The 17,245-nt window shown below is 73.4% G+C and carries 12 protein-coding genes; 7 read left to right on the forward strand and 5 right to left on the reverse strand.

Features of this window, described 5'->3' with window-relative positions:
• Positions 1 to 98: 98 nt before the first annotated feature.
• The 5 genes from ABZY44_RS34360 to ABZY44_RS34380 all read right to left on the reverse strand — a co-directional run bounded on the left by ABZY44_RS34360 (position 99) and on the right by ABZY44_RS34380 (position 6,334).
• Positions 99 to 1,766, reverse strand: a complete 1,668-nt coding sequence (locus ABZY44_RS34360) for a beta-1,3-glucanase family protein (protein ID WP_356660858.1) — start codon at positions 1,764 to 1,766, stop codon at positions 99 to 101.
• A 144-nt stretch (positions 1,767 to 1,910) separates the two neighbouring features.
• Positions 1,911 to 3,170, reverse strand: a complete 1,260-nt coding sequence (locus ABZY44_RS34365; RefSeq protein WP_356660860.1) for a family 16 glycosylhydrolase — start codon at positions 3,168 to 3,170, stop codon at positions 1,911 to 1,913.
• Between the two features lie 677 nt (positions 3,171 to 3,847).
• The gene (locus ABZY44_RS34370) at positions 3,848 to 4,999 is read right to left on the reverse strand and encodes a S1 family peptidase (protein ID WP_356660862.1); all 1,152 of its coding nucleotides are present in this window, start codon (positions 4,997 to 4,999) and stop codon (positions 3,848 to 3,850) included.
• A 350-nt stretch (positions 5,000 to 5,349) separates the two neighbouring features.
• Positions 5,350 to 5,850, reverse strand: a complete 501-nt coding sequence (locus ABZY44_RS34375; RefSeq protein WP_356660864.1) for a DDE-type integrase/transposase/recombinase — start codon at positions 5,848 to 5,850, stop codon at positions 5,350 to 5,352.
• Positions 5,851 to 6,118: 268 nt separating this feature from the next.
• Complete coding sequence (locus tag ABZY44_RS34380) at positions 6,119 to 6,334, reverse strand: hypothetical protein (protein WP_356660876.1); 216 nt, start codon at positions 6,332 to 6,334, stop codon at positions 6,119 to 6,121.
• Here ABZY44_RS34380 and ABZY44_RS34385 point away from each other — a divergent pair.
• The 7 genes from ABZY44_RS34385 to ABZY44_RS34415 form a co-directional block, all read left to right on the forward strand.
• A complete protein-coding gene (locus ABZY44_RS34385) occupies positions 6,230 to 6,457 on the forward strand; it encodes a hypothetical protein (protein ID WP_356660880.1) in 228 nt (75 codons plus the stop codon). The two genes, ABZY44_RS34380 and ABZY44_RS34385, sit on opposite strands and share 105 nt — an antisense overlap.
• Positions 6,458 to 6,487: 30 nt before the next feature.
• On the forward strand, positions 6,488 to 6,934 hold the full coding sequence (locus ABZY44_RS34390; RefSeq protein WP_356660866.1) for a nitroreductase family deazaflavin-dependent oxidoreductase: 447 nt from the start codon (positions 6,488 to 6,490) through the stop codon (positions 6,932 to 6,934).
• Positions 6,935 to 7,012: 78 nt separating this feature from the next.
• Complete coding sequence (locus ABZY44_RS34395; protein WP_356660868.1) at positions 7,013 to 7,351, forward strand: hypothetical protein; 339 nt, start codon at positions 7,013 to 7,015, stop codon at positions 7,349 to 7,351.
• 298 nt (positions 7,352 to 7,649) lie between these two features.
• On the forward strand, positions 7,650 to 8,504 hold the full coding sequence (locus ABZY44_RS34400) for a DUF4132 domain-containing protein (protein WP_356660870.1): 855 nt from the start codon (positions 7,650 to 7,652) through the stop codon (positions 8,502 to 8,504).
• Positions 8,501 to 13,483, forward strand: a complete 4,983-nt coding sequence (locus ABZY44_RS34405; RefSeq protein WP_356660872.1) for a hypothetical protein — start codon at positions 8,501 to 8,503, stop codon at positions 13,481 to 13,483. Before ABZY44_RS34400 ends, ABZY44_RS34405 begins: the two co-directional genes overlap by 4 nt.
• Positions 13,480 to 14,670, forward strand: a complete 1,191-nt coding sequence (locus ABZY44_RS34410; protein WP_356660874.1) for an AAA family ATPase — start codon at positions 13,480 to 13,482, stop codon at positions 14,668 to 14,670. Before ABZY44_RS34405 ends, ABZY44_RS34410 begins: the two co-directional genes overlap by 4 nt.
• A gap of 79 nt (positions 14,671 to 14,749) precedes the next feature.
• Positions 14,750 to 17,245: DUF5682 family protein (locus tag ABZY44_RS34415; RefSeq protein ID WP_356660878.1), on the forward strand; the 2,496-nt coding region annotated here is incomplete at its 3' end.

Raw genomic sequence — 17,245 nt, forward strand, 5'->3', positions numbered from 1 at the left:
GAGTTGCCTACGCGTCACGACCACAGTCCTACCGGATTCCACCCCGCGCAGGGGGAAGAACTTAGAAGCTGATCACGACATCACACAGGCCCTAGTCCCTAGGCGAAGGAGAACCAGTTGACGTTGACGAAGTCGGCCGGCTGGCCGCTGTCGAAGGTCAGATAGACGTCGTGGGTGCCGGTGGTGCGGCCGATGTCGGCGGGGACGGTGCGCCAGGCCTGCCAGCCTCCGGTGTTGGCGATGGCGAAGCCGCCGACCGGGGTGGCCGTGGGGCTGTCGAGACGGACCTGGACCAGGCCGCTGACTCCGCCTGCGGCGCCGGAAGCGACGCGGGCGTCGAAACGGGTGGCGCCGGTGGAGCCGAAGGCGACGGCCGAGAACTTGAGCCAGTCACCGTTGGACAGATGACCGACGTCGGATCCGCCGCCGCCGTCGGAGCAGGCCTCGACCTGTGCTCCCGACTGGGCGTTGAACGTCTCGGCCTGGATGGTGGTGAAGGCGCTGACCCCGCCGCCCGGGACGGTGGCGGTCGGCGTCGGGGCAGGTGTGCCACCGCCGCCGGCCACACCGCCGACCGTGATGGTCCAGCGGCCCGGGCTGCCGGACTGCACCTTGCCCTCGAAGTCGACTCCGGCCGGGTGTACGTCGTCGTACGGGAAGGCGTACCCGAGGTGGTCGGGGGTGGTGTTGTGCAGGATGCGGGCGTAGTGGTTGGTGCGCGGCCGGGTGTAGAAGGCGGCGGGGTTCTCGGCGGTCGGCTGGTGGGGGTTGTCCAGCAGGGTGGTGCGGTTGAGGGCGGCGGCGAGCCGTGCGCTGAGATTGCCCATCAGGTCGTTGCCCGTGGTGAAGGGCGCGTCGCTGCAGGAGAAGATCGAGAGGGTCGACGGCTTGGCGAAGCTGCCGACGCCGGGGAAGGTGAGATTGTCGCCGTTCACCCGGCCGGTGACGGTTCCCCAGGTGAACTGGGTGTCGATGCGCAGGTCGGTGGAGCGGTACTTGTTCCACACCTCGTCGACGTAGCCGTCGAAGTAGCCGCGGAACAAGCCGCTGTTGCCGCGGATCGCCAGGTTGGGACTGAGTACGCGCAGGTCGCGGCCGCCCGCCGTGACGATCAGCCTGCTCCAGTCGCTGCCGTCGGCGGCGGACTGGGCCCGCAGCGCGGCGGCGACCCGGGACAGTCCGTCGGCGGGCAGCCCGCGCACCGTCTGGGTGCCCTGCCCGGTCTCCAGCTGGAAGGCGATCGGCAGCGAGACCATGTCGACGAACGTGATGTTGGCGTACAGCTGGTCGCTGTTGAAGGTGAATTCGCAGAAGTCATGAGGGGCGTTCGCGTTGGGGTCGGTGGGATTGCTCACCGACGGCAGGGCCAGGCCGCCGCCGCGGTTCATCAGGAAGGTGAGCTTCGTGCCGACGGAGAAGTAGATGCGGCCGCTGTCCAGGCGCGGCAGCGTCACCCTTCGTGCCCCGGCGCCGGACCCGTTGAGCAGGATGGCGCAGTCGACCCCGAGCGGGGTCTGATCGTTGGCCGGGGCCGGCGGGTGGTACAGGCTGGAGCCGTTGGCCTGGATGAAGGCCCAGTTGCCGCCGGCCGCGGGGTCGCGGCCGAGCACGTAGGCGTACACCGTGTTGTTGCCGGTGGTGTTGACCAGGTCGAGGGGGAGCGTGGCGGTGGTGGACGCGTTGGCGTTCACCTCGAACCAGGCGGCCGCGGCCGGTACCGCCAGGGCCAGGCCCGCCGTCGCGGCGAGGAGTTTTCTGCGGGGCATCGTTCGCTGGTGGCGAGCCGTCATGGTGGGGATCCGTTCTTGGTGAGGTCGGGTGGGGGAGCGGTCGGACACAAGGACGGGGGAGAAGGGAGGACGGGGAGAAGGGAGGACGGGGGGAGAAGGGAGGGCGGCGGGGCTGGTCGGTCAGCCGACCGTCCACTTCTGGTTGGCGGCGCCGGTGCAGGTCCAGGTCTGCAGCCGGGTGCCGTCGGCAGAGGAGTTGCCCTTGGCGTCCAGACACTTGCCGGCACCGGTGTTGGCGAGGTCGTGGGCGGCGGTGTACGTCCACTTCTGGGCACTCGTGCCGTTGCAGGTGTAGAGCTGGACGACGGCGCCGTCCGCGGTGGAGCCGCCCGCCACGTCCAGGCACTTGCCGAGGGCGCGGACGGTGCCGTCGCCGCCGATGGTCCACTGCTGGGCCGCGCTGCCGGTGCAGTCGTGCAGCTGGATGGGGGTGCGGTCGGCGTCGGAGCCGCCGGCTACGTCGACGCACATGCCGCCGATGCCACGGATCGGGCGTGCGGCGGTGGCGCTGCCGGAGGAGGCGCGGACGTAGTCGACGGTCATCGTCTGCGGGAAGGACGTGGAGGTGTCCGGGCTGCCGGGCCAGTCCCCACCGACCGCCAGGTTGAGTATGACGAAGAACGGGTGGTCGAAGACCCACTTGTTGCCGCCGGTGTCGGCCGGCGTGAGGGTCTTGAATGTGGCGCCGTCCACCGACCATACGAGGGAGTTCGGGCTCCAGTCGACGGCGAACACGTGGAAGTCGTCGGCGAAGGCGGGGCCTCCGGGCAGGCTGTACGCGGCGCCGAGGCCACCCGCTCCGGAGTAGCCGGGGCCGTGCACCGTGCCGTGCACGGTGTCGGGCTCGCGGCCGATGTTCTCCATGATGTCGATCTCGCCGCTGTCGGGCCAGCCCACGGTGCCGAGGTCGTTGCCGAGCATCCAGAAGGCGGGCCAGATGCCCTGGCCGCGCGGGATCTTGATGCGGGCCTCGAAGCGGCCGTACGCCTGCGTGAAGGTCTTGGCGGTGTTCAGCCGGGCCGAGGTGTACCGGCACTGCCCATACCAGCAGCCGAGGCCGGCGTCGGTGTTCTTCCTCGCGGTGATGACCAGGTTGCCCTGGCCGTCGAGCGCGGCGTTCGAGGTGCTGTTGGTGTAGTACTGCAACTCGTGGTTGCCGAAGCCCGAACCGCCGGTCTCCAGAGTCCACTTGGTGGCGTCGGGAGCGCGGCCGGCCGCGCCGTCGAACTCGTCGGACCAGGTCTGTGCGGCGACTGCGGCACCGGCCTGTGGGGCGACCGCCCGGGTGAAGGATAGGAGCACCGCCGCGACCAGGGCGGCGGTGACGAGGAGCACCACTCCGCCGAAGGAGCGGCGCCGTGCGCGATGAGCAGCAGCCATGAACATGCTTTCTTGTTTTGGGAGGGGAGGGGAGGGGAGGGGAGGGGAGGGGAGGGGAGGGAGGCCGGGCGGGCAGGGTGAGTCATGGGGTTGTGGTCCGAGAGCGCTCTCAAAAACGTGGCGTGATATCACCTCGGGGCAGTGAGTATTACGGAGAGGTAACCGCCGTGGCAACGCCAAGCGTCACCCGGTACAAGCCTCTGAGCTGCGGTTTTCTCTCCTGGCCTCAGGCTTAACGCTCTCTTAAGGCTGGCTTGATGCAGAGAGGGTGATCGAAGCCTCCCGTGATCGCCGGCCGGACGGCCGCTGCGGATACTCGGCGCGGCCGTCGGACTGCGCGCTCCCGGCCGCGCGCAGCCAGCCCTGATGGACGGTTCCTCGTCGATGAGCAGGTGTCCGGCGCCGCGCGCAGCCCGTCGACCGGCACACCCGCATGATCCGATGTCAGGCACCTCATGGCCGCCAAGGAGGGCCACCTGCGTCTGTGCCGGGAGATCGCCGACGTCAAGGGCGAGTGCAACGGCCTGTTCGGCTACGGCCGCAGGGCTCGGCGCCGACGGCCCGGCCGGCCGAGGCGCCCCCGCCCGGACGAGAAGAGCCTTTGGCCCGGGCGGGAAGCCGTGCGACGGCTCCTTCCGGGTGTTGCGGCCCGGAAGGACCCGTTCGCCGTGCCTACCTCAGGCGGTGTGCAGCGTCAGGCCGTAGCGGCCGAGGATCTCGTTGATCGGCTGGAACCACGTCTGGCCGCCGGACGAGCAGTTGCCCCAGCCGCCGGAGGTGACGCCCTGGGCCTGGTCGCCGCTGAGAAACGAGCCGCCGGAGTCGCCGCCCTCTGCGCAGACGCTGGTCTTCGTCATCTGATAGACGGCGCCCTGGCTGTAGTTGACGGTTTCGTTCTTGGCGAGGACGGTGCCGCAGTGCCAGTGCGTCGTGGACCCCGACCGGCAGATCGAGGCGCCCACGGGTGCCTCGGCGGAGCCGCGTACCAGCTGGTCCGGGATGGTGCCCCAGCCGAGCACCACCGGTACGGTCCACCAGCCGCTGTGGATGCCGACGTACGCGTAGTCGTTGCCGGGGAACGAGGAGCCCTGGAAGGTGCCCATCGCGGACCCGTCCCAGCCGCGCACGGCGGCCCCCGCCTGTGCACAGTGCCCTGCCGTCACGAAGCCGCCGTACACGGAGAAGCCGATCGAACAGCGGACGTTGCCGGTGTAGTAGGGGTCGCCGCCGACGGTGCCCGCTGCGTACGTGCGGGGCGCCTGCACCGCCTCGGCGAGGGTGATGGGGCCGCCGGCCCGGGCCTGCTCGACGAAGGCCCGTACGGCGGGGGCTTCCCGCTCGGCGCGTAGGACCGTGACGACGATGCTGTTGGTCTGCGGGTCGACGTACCAGCCGGCCACCCCGGCGGGGGCGGGAAGCGCGTCCAGGCGTGCTTTGGAGCGGTCCAGCGCGGCGGCGCTGTGCCGGACGAACCGGGTGTCGGCGCCCAGGGCCCGCACCTCGGACTCCTCCGCGTGGCCGGTCACCGCGACGACGAGCCGGCCGGTGGACGGCTCGAACCACGAGCCGGCGTACGCACCACCCGCGGCCTGACGTGCGGTCTTCTCCAGGGCCGCTGCGGCCTTTTCTGCGCTCAGTCGTTCCTCGGCCTGGGAAGCGGTGAGCCCGAGGTCCCGGCGCATCGCGTCGAGAAGTCCGGCCGAGGCGGACGGCGTCGCGGCGGACTCCGCAAGCGGGGCGGCGCTCGCCACACCGGCGTGGGCGGCGCCCAGGCCGACAGTCAGGAGCAGGGCGGCGACGGCGGCGCGTAAGGGGGTGGTGCGTTTCACGAGACCTCCTGGTGTGGGGGGAGTCGAACGCTTGAGAGCGCTCTCACAGAGCGTCGAGCGCTACGCTAGCCGACCGTGCTTGTCAGGTCCATACCAAACACCGCCCGTCGCGGCCCGCGCGTTTCTGCGAGACGCGGCAGTACCCGGGTTGGTCTGGAGCACGGGGCACGCAACCCTCCCCTCGGTGACAAGTGGTCGAGTCCGCCTGGGTCTCGGCGAACGAGGACAGCTGAATCCGTTCGATACGGGACCGGTGGGCTCTGCCTTCTCTGTGGGTGGATCAGCTGTGGTGTGACGTGGGCTGATGCGGGTTGGGCCTTCCCCCATGGAGGTGGGCACGCGGTTACTGATCACGCGACAGGCGTGAGTTCAGCGGTGTCGTGTCGGTGTTCGTGTTCGTTGGGGCCGCGGTGGCCGTTGGCGGAGTAGCGGCGGAGGGTGTTGTAGCGGGTCGGCCAGGCGAAGACCGTCTGACGGCAGGTGGTGGCGTCGCCGTAGTCGTGGGAGCCCTGGAGAGTCTCGCGTTTCAGGGACGCGTGGAAGCTTTCGAAGGCCGCGTTGTCGGCGGTGGCGCCGACCGCGCCCATCGACCGGGTGACTCCGAGTTCGGTGCAGAGGCCGGCGAAGGCCCGGGAACCGTATTGCGCTCCGCGGTCCGGGTGGAACACGGAGCCGGAGCCCTCCAGGCAGCCGCGGGTCGAGGCGGCCCTCCGCAGGGCGTCGGCGACCAGGCTGGTGCGCATGTGGTCGGCGATGGACCAGCCGACGACCTTGTGGCTGAAGCAGTCCAGCACGGTCGCGAGAGAGAGGAACTCACCTTCTGCCAGGGGGAGATACGTGACGCCGACCATGTGCTTTCAGCCCGGCTCGGTGGCGGTGACGTCCCGCTGGAACAGGTCTGGAACCGGTGAAGCTGCCGGGTCGGGGACGGTAGTGCGGACGCGTCTGCGCGGACGGATACCGGTGAGGGAGAACGTCCGCATGATCCGGCGACCCACTTGTAGGAGCTGGACCGGTTCGACACGGACTTCCGGCCCGGTCAGCCCACAATACGGCCATGATCGAAGCCATCGCCGACATCCCGCCGATCGTGATGGCCGACCTGTTCGGCATCCAGCCTCACACTTTGGAGTCCTCCCCGCGGGAAGCCGTGGGGAGGACGGCGGCCGCCCTCATCCACGACGTCCCGGTCGCCACGTGCGCGAGGACGTCCCGAGGCATCGAGGGCAGGTGGCCGAGGTTGAAGCCTTCGAGCCTTTTGACCTGCGGGAAGTGAGCGGTGCGGATCCGCATCACGGTGCCCTTGGACTCCCGGTCGGTGACCTGCCGCTGCAGCAGAGCCGCCAGGTACTCTTCGTGGGACCAGTTCTCATCACGGGCTTGAGAGGCCAGGCCTCCCAGCAGGCTGCGATCGTCGGGGTCTTCTCCTGGTCGATGGCCGCCCGGCGCATGATCTGATCCCGCGCCCCTCACTCACGGAGCATCCACATGCCTACAGCCTATGACCCGGCCACGGTGAAATTGAGTCCCCATCCCCAGGTGCGCGACCAGGGCATTCGGTACGAGGAGTCGGACGGCACGGAGGGTACCGACATGAACGGCTCGCCCTGCCTTTTGCTGGACTACCAGGGCCGCGTCAGCGGTGAATGGCGCCGCACCGTCCTCATCCACGCGACGGACGACGATGACCGCTATCTGATCGTGGCGTCCAACGGTGGGTCTGACAGCCACCCGATGTGGTTCGCGAGCGTCGAGGCCAACCCCGAGGTGCACGTACGGGTACTGGGCGAACGCTTCCGGGCGCGAGCCGAGGTTCTGCCCCCGGAGGAGAAGGCCAGGGTGTGGCCGCTCCTGCTCGACGTGTTCCCCCGGTACGAGCAGTACCAGAAGGGCACGGACAGGGACATCCCGGTGCTCCGCATCAGTAGGGCCTGACCTTCCAGGAGCCCGGGGTCCTGTCGGGATACAGCACGATCATGATCCGGCCGCCCACCCGGAAAAGAAGCCGCCGACATGGCCGAAGGCGCCTACGAGCGCGGTCTCGGCCACGCTGCGCCTCGGGTGCCGGCCTTCGCGAAGCTGGCCGAGGCCCGCGCCCACGGGCGCACCGGAGACGCCAAGGCACCGAAGGCAGCGCTCGGCCGGACCGAGGACCTCCTCGACTCCGTCAGGCCGGGCAGCCACGACCCCGAGCAGCTCGCCTACATGACCGGGTCGCGGTGTACTTCGGTGGCATCGGCGGCGAGCCGGGCACGAACTCGTCCACCGCACACGCACCAAGCTCCCTGCCGCAGCCTGATCAGCAAAACAGGAGCGAACCGGTCCGGGGCCCCGAAGGCCGCGTCGCCCTGAAAGACGGTGACCTGCCCGCTGCCCGCTGCCCGCTGCCTGCTGCCCGCTGCCGCTGGTTCTGCTCGAGACATTCTGCCGGGACCAGGATCATGCCGGCCAGGCACCGCGAGCCCGGCAGGATCCGTCAGACATGCCCCGGCCCCCCGCACGCGTGATCCACCCCCCGGTGGTGCTGCCGGAAGCATTGTCGGAGCCTGCCCCTAGAGTCGCCTCAACGTGATCGCGGCGGCGCTGCGACCGAGGGTGTGCCATGCCGTGCCATGCCCCGGGCCAGGCCGTCTGACCAAGGAGACAGCACATGGGGTGGGTTCCGGCCGGCGACTACGAAGTCGCCCTCGACGACGGGAAAGTGGTCTGCCGCAACGCGGCGGGTCGCCGGCTGAAGACGGTGCCCGGGAAACTCGCGGACGACCCGGCCGTGGTCGGACTGCGCCAGCTGGTGGAGTGGCTGGACCGGCACGAGCGCCAGTGCGTCGCTGACGTGGAGCGCTGGATGGTGCGCTCGCTGCCCGTCCCCGTCGCGGCCATCGCCCAGGTGTGGCAGGACACGGCCTGGCGCTCCGCGCTGCGCGACCTCGTCGTCACGGGTGAGGACGGCGAAGTCGCGGGATTCCTGCGCGACGCCGACCCCGTCCGGGGCCTCGGCCTGGTCGACCTCGACGGCGACACGGTGCGGATCAGCCCCGAACTGGTCCGCGTCCCGCACCCGGTGCTGCTGGCGGACCTGGAAGAACTTCGCGAGTTCGCGGTCGAACTCACCGTGGAACAGCGGGTGCAGCAGCTCTTCCGCGAGGTCTGGCACCGCCCGGCTGACCTGGACCCGGAGACCGCCTCGGTCGACGACTACGCGGGCGGCGCCTTCAAGGAACTGCGGTTCCTGCACGGGCGCACCACCCAGCTCGGCTACCGGGCCCGCGGCGGCCAGGCGGTCTGCCCGGTCGTCGAGGACGGTGCGACGGTCGAGGCGCGCATCTGGATCGGCGACTACGACGGCTACGAGCGGACCGAGACCGGCTCGCTGACGTGGACCGACGCCGCCGGCCGGGCCCTGACCGCCGGACAGGTCGGCCCGGTCGCCTGGTCGGAAGGCATGCGCATGGCGGCGGCCCTGTACGCGGGACGCGACATCGAGGACGAGGAGCAGGCGGCATGAACACCGACGACACCACCCGGGCCGCGGCCCTGCTGGACGCCGGCGCGATCCTGCGCGCGGGCACCGTCGCCCGCGACGACGCCGACAGCCTCACCGCCCGGACCTACACCCACCCGGCCTTGGACGACCGGCGCGTGGTCCGCCTGGTGGCGGGCACCCTGGGCGAGGCCGAGGACCTGGCACTGGACTTTCTCGGACTCGCCCGCGAGCCCGAGGCCCCCGAGGTGGGGCAGGTGCGCCGCGAGACGCTGGGCTTCCCCGCCTGGGCCCTGGTCAACGATCCGGCCAACGGCCACCACGCGCTGGCCCTGGTCAAGGACATGGAACGGCTTGCCCGCCAGGCCAAGTCCCGGGCCGGCGCCGCCAAGGACGGCTTCGAGGCACTCGCCACCCGGCTCGGCCGCGCCGTACCGCACTTCCTGCCGACGTTCTACGAGCAGGCCGCGCGCGTCTTCCTCCAGCACGACAACAGCACCTACGCCGCGACGCTCTTCGGCAAGGCGCGCGCCGCCGAGCGCGTCCACGGCCTGCCGGTCGACGAGGAGCGGCAGCGTGCGGTCTTCCTGGAGTTCGCCTTCGCCGGGGCCCTGACCGTCAAGGCGCTCAAGGACCACGCGCAGGACCTGTCGCGCCGCCTCGACCCGGCCGAGGCCTGGGCGCAGTTCCGGCAGCTCGCCGTCGAACGCTGCGGTGCGGGCATGGCGCCGTACGCCGCCCTGCCGCAGGACGCCCGCGCGCTCATCAAGGCCGCGGGACTGGACAGGGAGAGAACAGAGAGCGCCTTCGTCGGCGACCTGATCGCCTCACCGAGCATCGTCCGGGCCCCCGCCTCCTTCTGGACCGCCTACCGCCCGACCCTGGTGGCGCTCGCCGCCACACGACCGGAGATCCGCACCCGCCTGCTGGAGATCATGCCGACCGGCCTCGGCGACGACCGGAAAGCCGACGAAGCCTGGTTGTCGCTGCTCGCCGAGACGGGCGCGGACGCCCTGCTCACCGCCGCGCGGAGCACGGACGGCGTCGACCCGGCGGACTGGCTCAGCCGCTGGGCCCTGCACCGCAAGCACGGCTCGTCCAGCTCGGAGCGCTGCGCGCGCACCCTCGACCTCGTCGAGCGCATGGCCCCCCGGCTGCGCTCCGACGGCCGTCCCGCCGACCTCTTCCAGGGACGCTGGCACGCGGGCGCCGACCTGGACCTGCTCGACGCCTGCGTCGCCTGGGACGTCCCCGTCACCGAACCGGAGGCGGGCGCCAACGTCCACCTCCCGCTGGAGCGCTGGATCGGTGACGACACCCCGGGCCGCCGTGACCTGACGGCCGTCGCCGGCCGCCCCCGCTTCCGCGGACTGCTGTACGACGCGCTGAACGGCCTGAACGGCCATCGCTCGAAGGACTCCGTACTCGCCGCGATCGCCGCCCACCCGGTGCTCGGCGCCGTTCTCCACGACTGGCTGCGCGATCGCGCCGCGGAACTCACCGGGGCGGCGGGACTGCCCGGTTCGCGAGCGGCGCTCCGGCGCCTGTCGTCGTTCCGCGCGATCGCCGGCCAGGTCAACCCGGAGGCCGTCGCCGAGATAGCCGCGTACGACCCGGCGCCGGTCCTCGGCGCCACCCTGCGCGCCGGCGTCCTGGACGAACTGGGCTGGCCCGCCCTGGAGGAGACCTATCGGCGTCTCGACACCGACCGGACCGACCAGAACCATTGGATGGTGGTCGCAGAAGCCTGGCCCGCCCTGGTCCTCGCCAACCGCCACACGGCCGTCGTGGTCGGCCCCGAAGGGGTGCTGCTCGAACACGACCTGCGCCTGCCCGCCGACCTGGACCGCTGGCGGCGCCCCCGTTTCCGGTACACCGACGGTGAACTGCTGGTCATCTGGGCGCAGGACGGCAAGCAGCGCGCGTACTGGTCGGCCCGCCCCGCCGAACCCTTCACCCTCGGCGGCGAGCAGCTGCCGCAGTGGTGGAGCGGGCAGGAGGTCGGCTTCCCGTCGCTGCCGCTGCCCGGCGGCGGCCGTGCCACCGGCGGCCGCACCCTGCACGCTGGCGACACCACCCTGCCGTCCACCCGCCCCGTGCTGGGCGACGGCACCGGACACTGGCGCCAGGGCAAGCAGGGCCGCGACCACTGCTGGGTCGAGTACGACCCGGCGGGCGGCACCCACGGGCGGGCTTCGCTGCCCGCCTTCCTGCAGTCGGGAATCCGCGACGGCGCCCGCCTCGTGACCGAGGAATGCGAGGTCCTGCCGCTGCTCCCGGGCCTGGAGACCACGCCGCTGGGCACCGACGGCACCGTCCTGGGCCGCTGGGTGCGCACTGAGGGGCAGGGCCCCGACCGACGCGTCACCTCCGGGACCCCCGACGGGCGGACCGTCACCATGGCCGTCGCGCCGGGCCGCCGGGACCACCCCGTACCGTTGGGCGCCCTGCGGCTGCCGGGCGGAGCCGCGCCCCTCGCCGCCGTCGTCGGCGGCGCCGTCGAGCTCTATCCGGCGGGCGCCGTCACCACCGACGTGCTGGGATCGGTCACCCTCGGCGACCGGGGCGGCGAGTACGCCGCCGGTACCCGGTACGTCCCGCCGCCCGCGTTCTGGCACGCCCTGCGCCCGCGCGACGAGCGGGGCTCGGCCGCCCTGCGCGCGGTCACCGACGCGCAGATCGCGGCCCTCCTCGACGCCGTCGACACGGCACTGGCCGGCCGGAAGGCCGCGGTGGCCGCCGACACGTCGTACAACGGACCCTCCGCGGACGAGCTCATCGAGGCCGCCGTCGCGACGGCGCTCCCCGCGCTGACCGACGCCCGGCTGCTCACCGGCGTGAGCGCCCTGGTGCGGACGGCCGCCCACCACCGCGCCTCCACCGCCGCGTACGCCACACCCCCGCAGGACGAACCCCACGGCGGGAAGCGGTACGGCGACGGGATGTACGCCGACCACCGGCCCCTCCATGGGGACGACACCACCCTGACCGCCGCCGTGGACGGGATCGCCGCACCGGGCGGATACCGCTACTGGGGGCGCGAAACGAAGTGGAGCGGACTCCAGCAGATCCTCTCCGTCAACCAGGTCCTGTCCGGCAAGCCCGCCGACGGCAAGCCGCTGCCCGCCCCCACCACGTTGCCGGCCCTCGGTGACGGCTGGACGAGCGAGACCCGCACCGTCCCCGGCATGGACCTGGCCTGGCTGCCGTTCCTGGACGCGCTGGGCCCCCTCGCCTACCGCGCCGCCGCCCCCACCACCACCGACGCACACCGGGAGGCGCTGCTGCTCCTCCTGGAAGCGGTCGCCACCGGCCCGCTCGCCCACCCCGCCGGAGCTCTGCGACAGGTCCTGCTGTGCGAGGAGGACAGCGAGGACCAGGCCGGCAAGAAGCAGCGGCTCGGCCAGGTGCTGCGCCGCGGCGACCGCACGGTGGTGATCCTCGGCCGGGAGCACACCCACCGCGACGACCGCGTCCACTGGCTCGCCCTCGACCACGACCCGGAAGGGGCGTTCGGCCAGATCGCCGGCTTCACCCACCACGAGGACCGGCGGTACACCCCCGCCCTCCCGCACGAGCGCCTGCTCCCGCTGATCCGACTCGTCCGCGAGCGAGGCGCCGCGCCGTGGCGGCCCGAGGCGCCCGTCACCCTCGACGCCGCCACCGGCATCGGGCCCGCACAGGCGACCCTGCTGGTCGCGGCGGGCAGCGGTGAACCGCACGCGGCCGCACTGGCGCTGGTGGGCCTCAAGGCCCGGCAGGCCCAACGGGCCCACGGCCGGCTGAGCGCGCTCGGCGCTACCAACCGGCTGGCGCTGCTAGACGCGCTGCTGCCCGCCGACCCCGCCGACCTGTGGGAGACCGGCCCCGACACCGCGGCGGCCGCCAAGACCTGGGCGGAGCGCCTGGGATCGCTGGTCCGGCTGCCGGAGGACCTGGGAGACGCCCTGGCCGGTGTCTCCACCGTGTCGGCGGAAGACGTCCTGAACCCCGATCGCACCGCGTGGCTCAGCCGCACCACCGTCATGCGGCTCGACAAGGACGGCGACCTCGTCGCGGAGGACCCGGCCGCCGTCCCCGGCCGCGGCGACCTCACGAGCGCGGTGGCCGCGCTCAGCGGGCTCGCCTACGGACTGCCGTACGGCCATCCGCTGCGCGCCCACCTGCCGGCCGGACTCGCCGCGCTCCGCAGGCGCCTGGCCGACCCCGGCCTCATCCTCGACCTGGACGTGGAGTGGACGGAGAAGGGCACCGCGACCGCGGTCCCGCTGCGCACCGCGTACGGCATGCCCGCGACCGGAGGGGCGGGAGCCGACGGCCTCACCCGCCTCGGGGACGCCGTCGTCCTGCGCCCCTGGTACGGCGACACGGAGATGGCGTTGGTGCGTACGGCCGGGCTCACCGGCGCGGACGATCCCGTCTTCGGTCTGCTCGAAGGGCTGGTCGGCCCGGGCCGTGGCCACTGCCTGGCGGCGGTGCGTGCCCTGCTCGGCGACGACCTCGAACAGGCCGTCCTGGCCGGTTCGGTTCCCGGCGGCTTCACCGGCTACGCCCAAGACCCCGCCCGCTCGGTCCCGGAGCTGGTCGCCGAGGTGGCCGCGGCCCACGGGCTGGGCGACGACGCGGCCGCGCTCTACCTGCAACTGCTCGCACTGCCCGACCCGACCGACCGCGACCGCGCCCGGTGGACCGGCTGGACGCCGGGCCGGGCGAAGAAGGCCAGGACCGAACTGGCCGCCACCGGCCTGGTCCTGGAGGCCAAGCGGTCCCGTGCGGGCCGGACCCTGTTCCTGCCCTGCGGCTGGCACGACTTCAAGGCCCCCGCCCTGCCGGTGGAGACCTGGAAGGAACCCCTCTACCCGCTCCGCGACCACACCCGGGCCGTGCCGCACCTGCCGGTGCCCGGCCTGTTCGCCCGCGCATGGGGCCGTGTCAAGGACGGCGACGCCCCCGCCTTCGAAGAACTCACCACCCGTGCCACCCGGAAGGGCCGCCGCCGATGACCACCGACACCACCGTTTCCGCACCCCCGTCCGCGCCCCCGCCCGCCCGGCAGGTCAGCCCGCCCGAGGACCGCCACGCCACCGAACTGGCCTTCCTCGCCGCCTACGACAACGGCCCCCGCCCGCCCGCCTGGCTGCTGAGCCCGCGCGCCGTCGTCACCTTCGTGATGGGCAGCGCGGGCGAGGCCCTGCGGCTGCCCGAGGGCGCCGCGGCGCCCGACGGCATCCCGCGCAAGCTGGTCGTCGAGCAGAAGTTCGTCGGCGACCGCGCCCTGGTGGAACGCTGCGTCGTCACCCTCGCCGGAGAACGCGGGCTGCTGCTCGTCGGCGAGCCCGGCACCGCCAAGTCGATGCTCTCCGAGCTGCTGTCCGCCGCCGTGTGCGGCACCAGCGGCCTGGTGGTGCAGGGCACCGCGGGCACCACCGAGGACCAGCTCAAGTACGGCTGGAACTACGCGCTGCTCCTGGCCCAGGGACCCACCCGGCAGGCCTTGGTGCCCTCCCCGGTCCTCACCGCCATGACCCGAGGCGCGGTGGCCCGCGTCGAGGAGATCACCCGCTGCCTGCCCGAGGTCCAGGACGCCCTGGTCTCGCTGCTGTCCGAACGGCGCATCGCCGTCCCGGAACTGGCCGGCGGCGCCGACGCCCTCGCCCACGCCGCACCCGGCTTCACCCTCATCGCGACCGCCAACCTCCGCGACAAGGGCGTCTCCGAGATGTCCGCCGCCCTCAAGCGCCGCTTCAACTTCGAGACCGTCGGCCCCATCGGCGACCTGGACGCCGAGACCGCCCTGGTACGCCGCCAGGCCCACGCGGCCGTCACCCGGGCCGGAGCCCCCTTCCAGGTGGACGACGCGATCCTCGAAGCCCTCGTGACGGCCTTCCGCGACCTGCGGGACGGACGGTCGGCCGAAGGCTGGGAGGTCGAGCGCCCCTCCACGGTGATGAGCACCGCAGAGGCGGTATCCGTGGCCGGTTCGCTGGCCCTGGCCGCCGCGTACTTCCCCGGCGACCGGGACGTACTGTCCCTGCTCCCCGGCCACCTGCTGGGCGTGGTCCGCAAGGACGACCCGGCCGACGCCGCCCGGCTGCTGGGCTACTGGGACGGCGCGGTGCGCCGCCGCGCCGAGCAGGGTTCGGCGACCTGGCGCACCCTGTGGAACCTGCGCCCGGTCCTGGAGAGCTGACGCCATGACCGTTCCGCCCCCGGCCGCCGCCACCGCCGCGGAAGCCTCCGTCCCCCCGGCCGACTCCACCGCCCCGGCCATGACTCCGGACGAGGCGGTGGAGGCCCTGACCGACCCCACCGCCCCGTACCTCATCGGCGTCCGCCACCACGCGCCGTCGCTCGCCGCCGCCCTACCGGAACTGCTGGACGCCGCGAAGCCCGAGGTGGTGCTCGTCGAGCTGCCCGCGGATCTGCAGCAGTGGCTGCCCTGGCTCGCCCATCCCGACACCCGGGCCCCCGTCGCCCTGGCCGCAGTCCCCGCCACCTCCGGCGGGGACGGCGCCGGGGACGGGCGCGGGCCCGCCTTCTACCCGTTCGCCGATTTCTCGCCCGAACTCGTCGCCCTGCGCTGGGCCGCCCGCCACGGCATCCCCGTGATCGCCTGCGACCTGCCGCTGTCCGACCCGGCCCGGCACGAGCCCCGGCGCCCGGGCGGGGCGGGCCACGAGGCGCCCGGGCTCCGCGAGGCGCTCACCGCCCGCCTCACCGGCCGTCCCGGCGAGGACCTGTGGGACCGCCTGGTGGAGAGCGCCGCGCCCGGCTCCCCGCCCGAGGCGCTGCGCCGCGCCGCCCTGCTCACGGGCTGGGCGCTGCGGCACGACGCCGAACGGGCCGGGGCGGTGACCGAGTCGGACCTGGCCCGCGAGCGCTGGATGCGCGCCCGGATCGAGGAGGCCACGGCCGCCGGGCGCCGGGCGGCCGTGGTCGTGGGCGCCTTCCACACCCCGGCGCTGCTGGGCACCGGGACCGGCCCGGTGCCGCCCGCGGACGAGCTCCCCGGCGGTCCGGCCTGGACCGTTTCCCTCATTCCGTACACCTATCCGCTGCTGGACGAGCGGTCCGGCTACCCGGCCGGCATCCGCGACCCCGAATGGCAGCACCTCGTCCTGGAGGCGGCGGGCCGGCCGGCCGCCATCGACGAGGCACTGCTCACCACGGCCGTGCGGATCTGCGGCGAACTGCGCGCGCAGGACCACCCCTCGGGGCCCGCGGACGCCCGCGAGATCGTCCGGCTGGCAGGCGACCTCGCCCGCCTGCGGGGCCTGCCCGCGCCCGGCCGCGGCGAACTCATCGAGGCCGTGCAGACCGTACTGGCCCAGGGCGAACCGCTCGGCCGCGGGCGCGCCGTCGCCCGGTCGCTGGAACGGGTCCTGGTCGGCACCCGCTCCGGCCGGCCCGCGCCCGCCGCCCCGCGCAGCGGTCTGGCACCGGCCGTGGAGGACGAGGTCGCTGCCCTGGGCCTGCCCGGCCCCGCCGACACGGGCCCCGCCGCCCGCGACCTGCGGCTCGACCCCTTGCGCTCCGACCTCGACCGCCGTCGCGAACTCCTGCTGCGCCGGCTGACGGTCTGCGGCATCCCCTATGCCACGTCGACGCCCGTCACGGGCGCGGGCGCCGGCGAGGCCGTGACCACCCGGTGGGAGGTGCGCTGGACCCCGGCCACGGCCGCCATGCTCACCGCCGCCGGAATCCGCGGCGTCACCCCGGCCCAGGCCGCCGAAGGCCTGCTGCGCGAACGGCGCCGCGCCGAACAGGACGACGGCGGGCCCACCGCCGCCCAGAGCATCGGCGGCCTCGCGGAGGCCGCCGCCTGCGGACTGCCCGCGCTGGCCGACGAACGCCTCACCGAACTGGGCGAGGGCGTCCCGGCCACCGGCACGCTGCCCCAACTGCTGGCCGCCCTCGAACTGCTGGACCGCGTCCGAGCCGGCCACGTCGCCGGACTCGGCCCGGACCCGGCCCGCGCCGCGCGGTCGGCGGCGGTCGGCGAACTGCTCACTTCAGCAGCCGTCCGCCAGGTCGACGGCCTCACCGGCTCCGACGACCCCGACGACGCCCGAGCACTGCTCGAACTCGCCCACCGCGCGGACGTCTTCGGCGGGATCCGGCTCGCCGACGCCCTCACCCGGCTGGCCGCCGACGGCTCGCCGCTGATGTCCGCCGCGGCCGGAGCCGTCCGCGTCCTGCTCGGCCACGAGGACGCCCACGCCTTCGGGATCCGCACCGCGTCCTGGGTGGACGCGGCCACCGACGCCGCCACCCGGACCGCGCTGACCGCCCGCCTCACCGGCCTGCTCACCGCGGCCGGCCCACTCCTGGAGACCATGGCCCCCGTCCTCGACCCGGTGCTGGACCGCGTCACCGACCTCGGAGACACCGCCTTCCTGGACCGCCTGCCCGCACTGCGCGGCGGCTTCGACACCCTCAGCCCCGCCTCCCGCGACCGGCTGCTCACGGCGGTGGAAGACCGGCTCGGCGACGCCGGCTCCCGGGTCACCGACACGGACGGCATCGACCCGGCCGCACTGGCGCTGTGGACCCGCGCCGACCTCGCCGCCCGCCAGACCCTGGACCGGCTGGGCCTGCTGCCCCCCGCCCTCCCGGCGGCCCCCGACGTCCGCGGACCGTCCGCGACGCCGCCGCACCACCGCGATGACCGCCCCGGCCAACCGTCACCAGCCCTCCAGGCGGAGCCGACGACCCCGGATCCGACCGGTACGCCACCGCACGCCCCCGGCCGGCCACCGGCCTCG

The sequence above is a fragment of the Streptomyces sp. NPDC006544 genome (genome assembly GCF_040611715.1).
Classification (GTDB): domain Bacteria; phylum Actinomycetota; class Actinomycetes; order Streptomycetales; family Streptomycetaceae; genus Streptomyces.

What these genes read in the sequence shown, in the direction of transcription:
- ABZY44_RS34360 (WP_356660858.1), bottom strand. Translation starts at nt 1,766, where the DNA reads ATGCCCCGCAGAAAACTCCTCGCCGCGACGGCGGGCCTGGCCCTGGCG.
- ABZY44_RS34410 (WP_356660874.1), top strand. Translation starts at nt 13,480, where the DNA reads ATGACCACCGACACCACCGTTTCCGCACCCCCGTCCGCGCCCCCGCCC.
- ABZY44_RS34390 (WP_356660866.1), top strand. Translation starts at nt 6,488, where the DNA reads ATGCCTACAGCCTATGACCCGGCCACGGTGAAATTGAGTCCCCATCCC.
- ABZY44_RS34405 (WP_356660872.1), top strand. Translation starts at nt 8,501, where the DNA reads ATGAACACCGACGACACCACCCGGGCCGCGGCCCTGCTGGACGCCGGC.
- ABZY44_RS34365 (WP_356660860.1), bottom strand. Translation starts at nt 3,170, where the DNA reads ATGGCTGCTGCTCATCGCGCACGGCGCCGCTCCTTCGGCGGAGTGGTG.
- ABZY44_RS34400 (WP_356660870.1), top strand. Translation starts at nt 7,650, where the DNA reads ATGGGGTGGGTTCCGGCCGGCGACTACGAAGTCGCCCTCGACGACGGG.
- ABZY44_RS34395 (WP_356660868.1), top strand. Translation starts at nt 7,013, where the DNA reads ATGGCCGAAGGCGCCTACGAGCGCGGTCTCGGCCACGCTGCGCCTCGG.
- ABZY44_RS34375 (WP_356660864.1), bottom strand. Translation starts at nt 5,850, where the DNA reads ATGGTCGGCGTCACGTATCTCCCCCTGGCAGAAGGTGAGTTCCTCTCT.